Source organism: Streptomyces sp. CNT372, from assembly GCF_000377145.1.
Window position 1 is genome coordinate 243,724 of the sequence record NZ_KB897786.1, and the last position, 7,053, is coordinate 250,776.

8 protein-coding genes and 1 pseudogene are annotated in these 7,053 nt (G+C 72.3%); 5 read left to right on the forward strand and 4 right to left on the reverse strand.

Annotated features, from left to right (window positions below; all coding sequences use genetic code 11):
• Positions 1-60 precede the first annotated feature (60 nt).
• The 5 genes from C593_RS0122515 to C593_RS33430 all read left to right on the forward strand — a co-directional run bounded on the left by C593_RS0122515 (position 61) and on the right by C593_RS33430 (position 4,705).
• The gene (locus C593_RS0122515) at positions 61-1,296 is read left to right on the forward strand and encodes a MurT ligase domain-containing protein (protein WP_018849582.1); all 1,236 of its coding nucleotides are present in this window, start codon (positions 61-63) and stop codon (positions 1,294-1,296) included.
• Between the two features lie 44 nt (positions 1,297-1,340).
• A complete protein-coding gene (locus C593_RS0122520) occupies positions 1,341-2,069 on the forward strand; it encodes a glutamine amidotransferase (RefSeq protein ID WP_018849583.1) in 729 nt (242 codons plus the stop codon).
• A 245-nt stretch (positions 2,070-2,314) separates the two neighbouring features.
• Positions 2,315-3,340 carry a 6-phosphofructokinase gene (locus C593_RS0122525; protein WP_026277975.1) on the forward strand — a complete coding sequence of 342 codons (1,026 nt, stop codon included), beginning with the start codon at positions 2,315-2,317 and terminating at the stop codon, positions 3,338-3,340.
• Between the two features lie 105 nt (positions 3,341-3,445).
• Entirely contained in the window at positions 3,446-4,402 is a 957-nt protein-coding gene (locus C593_RS0122530) for a cytochrome c oxidase assembly protein (RefSeq protein ID WP_018849585.1), read from the forward strand.
• Positions 4,403-4,543: 141 nt separating this feature from the next.
• Positions 4,544-4,705, forward strand: coding sequence for a hypothetical protein (locus C593_RS33430; protein ID WP_018849586.1), 162 nt, complete (start codon positions 4,544-4,546; stop codon positions 4,703-4,705).
• A 24-nt stretch (positions 4,706-4,729) separates the two neighbouring features.
• Here C593_RS33430 and C593_RS33900 read toward each other — a convergent pair whose 3' ends face one another.
• The 4 genes and pseudogenes from C593_RS33900 to C593_RS0122555 form a co-directional block, all read right to left on the reverse strand.
• The gene (locus C593_RS33900; RefSeq protein ID WP_018849587.1) at positions 4,730-5,212 is read right to left on the reverse strand and encodes an SSI family serine proteinase inhibitor; all 483 of its coding nucleotides are present in this window, start codon (positions 5,210-5,212) and stop codon (positions 4,730-4,732) included.
• A gap of 173 nt (positions 5,213-5,385) precedes the next feature.
• Positions 5,386-5,604 carry a hypothetical protein gene (locus tag C593_RS0122545; protein ID WP_018849588.1) on the reverse strand — a complete coding sequence of 73 codons (219 nt, stop codon included), beginning with the start codon at positions 5,602-5,604 and terminating at the stop codon, positions 5,386-5,388.
• 160 nt (positions 5,605-5,764) lie between these two features.
• The gene (locus C593_RS0122550; protein WP_018849589.1) at positions 5,765-6,481 is read right to left on the reverse strand and encodes a class F sortase; all 717 of its coding nucleotides are present in this window, start codon (positions 6,479-6,481) and stop codon (positions 5,765-5,767) included.
• A gap of 206 nt (positions 6,482-6,687) precedes the next feature.
• Positions 6,688-7,053: pseudogene (locus C593_RS0122555) on the reverse strand (hypothetical protein); the annotation flags it as partial.

Consider the following 7,053-nt stretch of genomic DNA (forward strand, 5'->3'; position numbering starts at 1 on the left):
GGGACGCGGGGGATAGCTCGATAGGCTGGCTCCGGACCGACGCAAGGAGGATCAAGGACGATGTCAGGCAACTCGGAGCTGACGCCGCGTGCCAAGCTGGCCGTGACGGCGGGCAAGGCCGCGGCCGCGGTGTCGCGTGCCGCCGGACGCGGCAGCGGATCGGTGATCGGCGGCCGGGTGGCGCTCAAACTCGACCCCGACCTGCTGGGCCGGCTCGCACAGCACCTGGACGTGGTCCTCGTGTCGGCGACCAACGGCAAGACCACGACGACCCGGCTGATCGCGGAGGCCCTGGGCGCCGCGGGACCGGTGGTCTCCAACGCCCTCGGCGCGAACATGCCGGCGGGCATCACCTCGGCGCTCGCGGGCGGCTCGGAATCCCGCTTCGGCGTGATCGAGGTCGACGAGAAGTACCTCTCGGGCGTCGCCCGGGACGTCACGCCCAAGGCGATCGCACTGCTCAACCTCTCCCGCGACCAGCTCGACCGCGCCGCCGAGACGCGGATGCTGGCCGAGAAGTGGCGCGAGGGGCTGGCCGGTTCCAAGGCGACCGTCATCGCCAACGCCGACGACCCGCTCGTCGTCTGGGCGGCCTCCTCCTCCCCCAACGTGGTGTGGGTGGCGGCGGGCCAGGAGTGGAAGGACGACGCCTGGTCCTGCCCGTCCTGCGGCGGTGTGATGCAGCGCCCCGGCGACGACTGGTTCTGCGGCGAGTGCGGCTTCCGCCGCCCCTCCCCCAGCTGGGTGCTGAGCGGCGACCACGTGATCGACCCGCACGGCAGCGCCTGGCCGATCCACCTCCAGCTCCCGGGCCGGGCCAACAAGGCCAATGCCGCCACCTCGGCCGCCGTCGCCGCCGCCTTCGGGGTCCCGCCGCAGGTGGCCCTGGAGCGCATGTACCAGGTGCAGGCCGTGGCCGGCCGCTACGACGTGGTCTCCTTCCTCGGCCGCGATGTGCGCCTGCTCCTCGCGAAGAACCCGGCAGGCTGGCTGGAGACCTTCTCCCTGATCGACCCGCCGCCCACCCCGGTGATCCTCTCCGTCAACGCCCGGGGCGCCGACGGCACGGACACCTCCTGGCTCTGGGACGTGGACTACACCCGGCTCGCCGGGCACCCGATCTCCGTGATCGGCGACCGCCGCCTCGACCTGGCCGTGCGCCTGGAGGTCGCCGGCCTGGACTTCCGCGTCTGCGAGACCGTGGACGAGGCCGTCCAGTCGGCCCCGCCCGGCCGGATCGAGCTGATCGCCAACTACACCGCCTTCCAGGACGTGCGCCGCCGCGTCGGCAACTGAGCACCCGGACAACGAGCTGCGGACGGACGAAAAGGACCATGGGAATGAGTGACAGCAGCCTGCGTCTGGTGTGGGTCTACCCGGACCTGCTCAGCACCTACGGCGACCAGGGCAACGCCCTCGTCGTCGAGCGCCGCGCCCGCCAGCGCGGCCTGGACGTCCTGCGCATGGACGTGCGCAGCGACCAGCCGGTGCCCACCTCGGGCGACATCTACCTGATCGGCGGCGGCGAGGACCGGCCCCAGCGGCTGGCGGCCGAGCGGCTGCGCCGCGACGGCGGTCTGAGCCGGGCCGCCTCCAACGGCGCGATCATCTTCTCGGTCTGCGCCGGCTACCAGATCCTCGGCCACGAGTTCATCAACGACCTCGGGGAGCGGGAGCCGGGCCTCGGCCTGATCGACGTGGTCTCCACCCGCGGCGAGGGCGAGCGCTGCGTCGGCGACGTGCTCGCGGACATCGACCCGCGCCTGGGCCTGCCCCAGCTCACGGGCTTCGAGAACCACCAGGGCATCACCCATCTCGGGCCCACCGCCCGCCCGTTCGCGCGGACCGTCTTCGGCCGCGGCAACGGCACCGACGACGGCACCGAGGGCGCGTACAACGACACCGTGTTCGGCACCTACATGCACGGGCCGGTCATGGCGCGCAACCCGCAGATCGCGGACCTGCTGCTGAAGCTGGCCCTCGACGTGAACGCCCTGCCGCCCACCGACGACCGGTGGTACGAGGCCCTGCGCGCGGAGCGGATCGCGGCGGCCACCCAGCCGGCCTGACCTGCGTCCGGCCCGTCTCCGCCGGGCGCGAAAACCCCGCTCCACCAGCGCGTCTGACGGTCTACACGCTCACCCGAGCACCCATTCCCGCGGCCTCTCGCTCACCTGAGCGAGAGGCCGCCGACACGGTCCCACCAGGCGGACGGCCGGTTTCGGAACGGGGTCCGCGCGCCGGTAGGGTGGCCCCGATCCAGCCGGACGACGTGGTCCGGGAGTCGGCCCACGTTTGCAAAGGTTCTCGGGCTATGCGCATTGGTGTGCTCACCTCCGGCGGCGACTGCCCCGGTCTGAACGCCGTCATCCGTTCCGTCGTGCACCGCGCCGTCGTCGACCACGACGACGAGGTCATCGGGTTCCACGACGGCTGGAAGGGCCTCCTGGAGTGCGACTACCGCAAGCTCGACCTGGACGCGGTGTCCGGCATCCTGGCGCGCGGCGGCACGATCCTCGGCTCCTCCCGGGTCCAGCCGGCACATCTGGTGGACGGCGTGGAGCGGGCCAAGGGGCATGTGGCCGACCTGGGGCTCGACGCGATCATCCCGATCGGCGGTGAGGGCACCCTCAAGGCGGCCACCCTGCTGTCCGAGGCGGGTCTGCCGATCGTCGGCGTGCCGAAGACCATCGACAACGACATCGCCTCGACCGACGTGACCTTCGGCTTCGACACGGCCGTCGGTGTGGCGACCGAGGCGCTCGACCGCCTGAAGACGACCGCCGAGTCCCACCAGCGGGTGCTGATCGTCGAGGTCATGGGCCGCCACACCGGCTGGATCGCCCTCCACTCGGGTATGGCCGCCGGCGCCCACGCCATCGTCGTCCCGGAGCGCCCGTTCGACATAGAGGAACTGACCGCCCGGGTGGGCGAACGCTTCTCCAAGGGCAAGAAGTTCGCCATCGTGGTCGTCGCCGAGGGTGCCAAGCCCCGCGAGGGCACCATGCGCTGGGACGAGGGCGGCAAGGACATCTACGGCCACGAGCGTTTCGCCGGTGTGGCCCGGCAGTTGTCGGTGGAGCTGGAGCACCGCCTCGGCAAGGAGGCCCGGCCGGTCATCCTCGGCCACGTCCAGCGCGGCGGTACGCCGACCGCGTACGACCGGGTCCTCGCGACCCGCTTCGGCTGGCACGCGGTGGAGGCCGCGCACCGGGGCGAGTTCGGGATGCTGACCGCGCTGCGCGGCACGGACATCGTGATGGTCCCCCTCCAGGAGGCGACCCGCACCCTGAAGACGGTCCCGACCGACCGCTACGCCGAGGCGGAGTGCGTCCTCTGACGGGACTCCCCAGGACACCGTGCCCCCGGACGCGAGCGCGTCCGGGGGCACATCTAGTCTGGTCCGGACAACAGGCACGAATCGGGAAGCCCCGGGAGTACGCAGATGGATCACAGCGGGCACGGCATGACGATGGATCTGCCGCCGTTCACGCTGGGACGGGGGCTGGAGCTCTCGCCGGACCCCTTCTTCCTCGTCGCGTGCCTGGCCGCGCTCGGCCTGTACGGGTGGGGGGTCGCCCGGCTGCGGCGCCGGGGCGACGCCTGGCCGGTGGGCCGGACGATCGCGTTCACCACCGGTGTGCTCACCATCCTGCTGGTGATGTGCACCAAGCTGAACGACTACGGCATGGTCATGTTCAGCGTGCACATGGTGCAGCACATGATCATCAGCATGGTGACGCCCATCCTGGTGCTGCTCGGCGCGCCGATCACCCTCGCCCTGCGCGCCCTGCCGGTGGCCGGACGGGACCGCACCGGGCCGCGCGAGGTGCTGCTGAGCCTTCTGCACAGCCGCTACGTGCGGATCGTCACGCATCCCGCGTTCACCATCCCGCTCTTCATCGCCAGCCTCTACGGCCTGTACTTCACGCCGCTGTTCGACTTCCTGATGGGCTCGAAGACCGGGCACATCGCGATGATGGTGCACTTCCTCGCGGTGGGGCTGGTGTTCTTCTGGCCGATCATGGGCGTGGACCCCGGCCCGCACCGCCCCGGCTATGTGATGAGGATGCTGGAGCTGTTCGCCGGGATGCCGTTCCACGCCTTCTTCGGCATCGCGCTGATGATGGCGTCCACGCCCATGGTCGGCGCGTACGCGAGCCCGCCGGCCTCCCTCGGCATCGACGCGCTGGACGACCAGCACGCGGCGGGCGGGATCGCCTGGGCGTTCAGCGAGATCCCGTCCGTGCTGGTGCTGATCGCCCTGGTCTACCAGTGGTACCGCTCCGAGCAGCGGGTGGCCAGGCGCGCGGACCGGGCCGCCGACCGGGACGGCGACAAGGAGCTGGAGGCGTACAACGCGTACCTGGCCTCGCTCCAGGCGCGCAGCGGCGGACGCTGACCGCGCGGCGCGTCCGCCGTAGACGCCACGGGAGGGCCCCGCACCGGCGATCCGGTGCGGGGCCCTCCCGGCAGTAGCGCGCCGCGCCGGTCAGGGGCGACCATGGTTCCTGACGGTCCCCGCCGTCGAAGGAGGGCGCAGATGTCCAGTCCGACGAAGGTGATGGGAGTGCTGACCGTCGGGACCCTGGTGGTCGTGACGGCCTACACGGCGGCACTCGGCAGCAATGGGTGGCTCTGGTTCGGGTGGGTCGTGCTGGGCCTGGTGACCGTGGGAGTGGTCACCTCGCGCAGCAGCACCTGAGCCGGCGGCGCACACCCGGTCCGCTCAGAAGCGGAAGACGGCGCCGGTGGTGGCGGCCAGCTCGCAGGCGTTCGGATAGGTCTTGTGCCAGGCGGTCGGCCTGCCGCGCCACGCCCCGGTGGCGCTGACCGTGACCGGGTCGTACTGCTTGGTGCAGGGGGCCCCGTCACCGGGCAGCCGGTCCATGTCCCCCTGCGCCTCGTCGAGGGCGGCGCACGCGGCGGCCGCCTGCGGGTGCGGACCGGCGGGCTCGGGGGCGCAGTGCAGCAGGACTCCCCGGATCCAGGTGTTCTCCGAGCCGGACACGGTCAGGAACAGCCCGCGCGGCTTCTCGGGCTCCTCCGGGATGTCGGCCTCGTTGTCCTCCGCCGGCACGGCCGGGGCCTTTGGGGCTTGGGCGGAGTCCGCGTACGGGGTGGTGGGCGAGGCCACGGCGGGCGCGGCCGAGGGCAGGCCCGCCGCCGAGGCGAGAAGGGCGGCTGCGACGAGGGCGGCGGTGCGGTGCATCCGGTGCTCCTGGCGGGGAAGCCGGCGTGCGGGCCGGCGTGGGGGTCGGGCAGGCCATAGAGCACCGTCCCCCGCGCCGTGCCGCAAACAGCCGCGCCGCCCCGGTCGCGCGTACGGGTGCGGGATTGGCCCGGACGGCTGTCCGGGCGATCCCGCACGGCGCGGGGCTAAGGTCAGTGCCCGTGGCCGGCCGGATCGTGCGAGTCACCGGGATCGGGCCGCTCCCCGGGGCGGGTCGTCCCGTCGCCCGGTTCACCCGTCGGGGCCGAGTGCCCGGCGGGCCTCTCCCCCTCGGTGACGAGGGGATCGAGGCTCTGCCCCACCCCGTACGCCGCACCGAAGGCCGCCGCGAGTGCCGCGGCGAAGGCGGTGATCCTGGCACCGGTGTGCATGACGCGCTCCTCGCTCCGGGGCCGCCTGGCTGCGACCACAGAGCGCATGATACCCCCTAGGGGTATAGAGTCAACCGGTTCACCTCGGATGACTTGTACCCCCAGGAGGTATCTGAGCTGTGCATTCGAGCCGAGCGGCCCGCCGGGACCGCCCGGGCCGCTACGCGGAGGTCACCGAGTCCAGGTGCGCGAAGACGACGACGTTCTCCGTGTAGTCCTTGGCCTTGCGGTCGTACTCGCCCCCGCAGGTGATCAGCCGGAGCTGGGCGTCGGGGGTGTCCGCGTACACCCGGTCGTTGGGGAAGTCGTCCTTCTCGAAGTTCTCGACCACGTCCACGACGAAGGTCACCGTGGACCCGTCCGCACGGACGATGTCCACCTTGCTGCCCTTCTTCAGCATCCTGAGCTGGAGGAAGACGGCCGGGCCGGTCTTGGTGTCCACATGTCCCGCGACGATCGCGGTGCCCAGCTCACCCGGGGTGACGCCCTCCTGGAACCAGCCGACCAGGTTCCGGTCGTCCGGCGGCGGCGCGTCCAGACGGCCCTCCTCGCCGATCGACAGACCCATGAACGGGGCGTCGACGGCGATCTCCATGATCTTCAGCCGCTTGGGCACGGAGCGGGGTGCCGCGAGGTACTTCGGGGCGGCCTTGCTCGGCGAGGGCGCGGCCGTGGGCGAGGCGGACGCGGAGGGGGACGCGGAGGCGACGGCGGCCGACTGCGACGGCGGCTTGGCGTCGTCCGTCGTACCGAAGGAGTTGTAGATCAGCAGGACGCCGAGAACGGAGGCGATGACCGGCCAGAGCATGGCGCGGCCGAAGGAGCGGGGTGCGGAGGGGGACTGCTGGTGCTGGCCGGAGGACTGCTGGCTGTCCATACGGGACGTCGTGCCTTTCACTGACGGGCGGGAGGGGCGGGCGGGCCGGGAACCCGGGCCGGTGGGCAGGGCGGACCCGCCGGGGAGGGGCTGGTCCGGGGTCCGGGCTGGTCCGGGCGGGACCGGTGGTCCGGGCGGCAAACGCCGACGCCGTGGCCGCCGCCCGGGGAAGGGCGACGACCACGACGGGTACGGCGTACGGAACGTCAGGCCGCGGCGGACCCGGTCGCGCCACGGCGGCGCATCACCATCGCGCCGGCGCCGACACCACCGAGGAGGAGCAGCGCGCCCGCGGCGAGACCGCCGCCGGAGAGGGCCGTGCCGCCGCCGCCGGTGTGGACGCCACCGCGCGGCTTCTCGTGCTTCCAGGACTTCTCGGAGTCGTCCTTCTCCCACTTCTTGTCGCTGGAGGAGGAGTAGTCCTCCTTCGAGGACTCGTCCTTCTTCCAGTCGTCGGCCGTGACACCGGCGAGAGCGCCGCCACCGGCGTGGACACCGCCGTGCGGCTTGTACTTGCCGCCCTTCTCGTGGCCGTCCTTCTTCCAGTCGTCACCCGTCACACCGGCGAGCGC

Bases quoted from the DNA above. Each gene is read 5' to 3' on its own strand.
- C593_RS33900 (WP_018849587.1), bottom strand. From the start codon at position 5,212: ATGCACCGCACCGCCGCCCTCGTCGCAGCCGCCCTTCTCGCCTCGGCG.
- C593_RS0122530 (WP_018849585.1), top strand. From the start codon at position 3,446: ATGGATCACAGCGGGCACGGCATGACGATGGATCTGCCGCCGTTCACG.
- C593_RS0122525 (WP_026277975.1), top strand. From the start codon at position 2,315: ATGCGCATTGGTGTGCTCACCTCCGGCGGCGACTGCCCCGGTCTGAAC.
- C593_RS0122515 (WP_018849582.1), top strand. From the start codon at position 61: ATGTCAGGCAACTCGGAGCTGACGCCGCGTGCCAAGCTGGCCGTGACG.
- C593_RS0122545 (WP_018849588.1), bottom strand. From the start codon at position 5,604: ATGCACACCGGTGCCAGGATCACCGCCTTCGCCGCGGCACTCGCGGCG.
- C593_RS33430 (WP_018849586.1), top strand. From the start codon at position 4,544: ATGTCCAGTCCGACGAAGGTGATGGGAGTGCTGACCGTCGGGACCCTG.
- C593_RS0122520 (WP_018849583.1), top strand. From the start codon at position 1,341: ATGAGTGACAGCAGCCTGCGTCTGGTGTGGGTCTACCCGGACCTGCTC.
- C593_RS0122550 (WP_018849589.1), bottom strand. From the start codon at position 6,481: ATGGACAGCCAGCAGTCCTCCGGCCAGCACCAGCAGTCCCCCTCCGCA.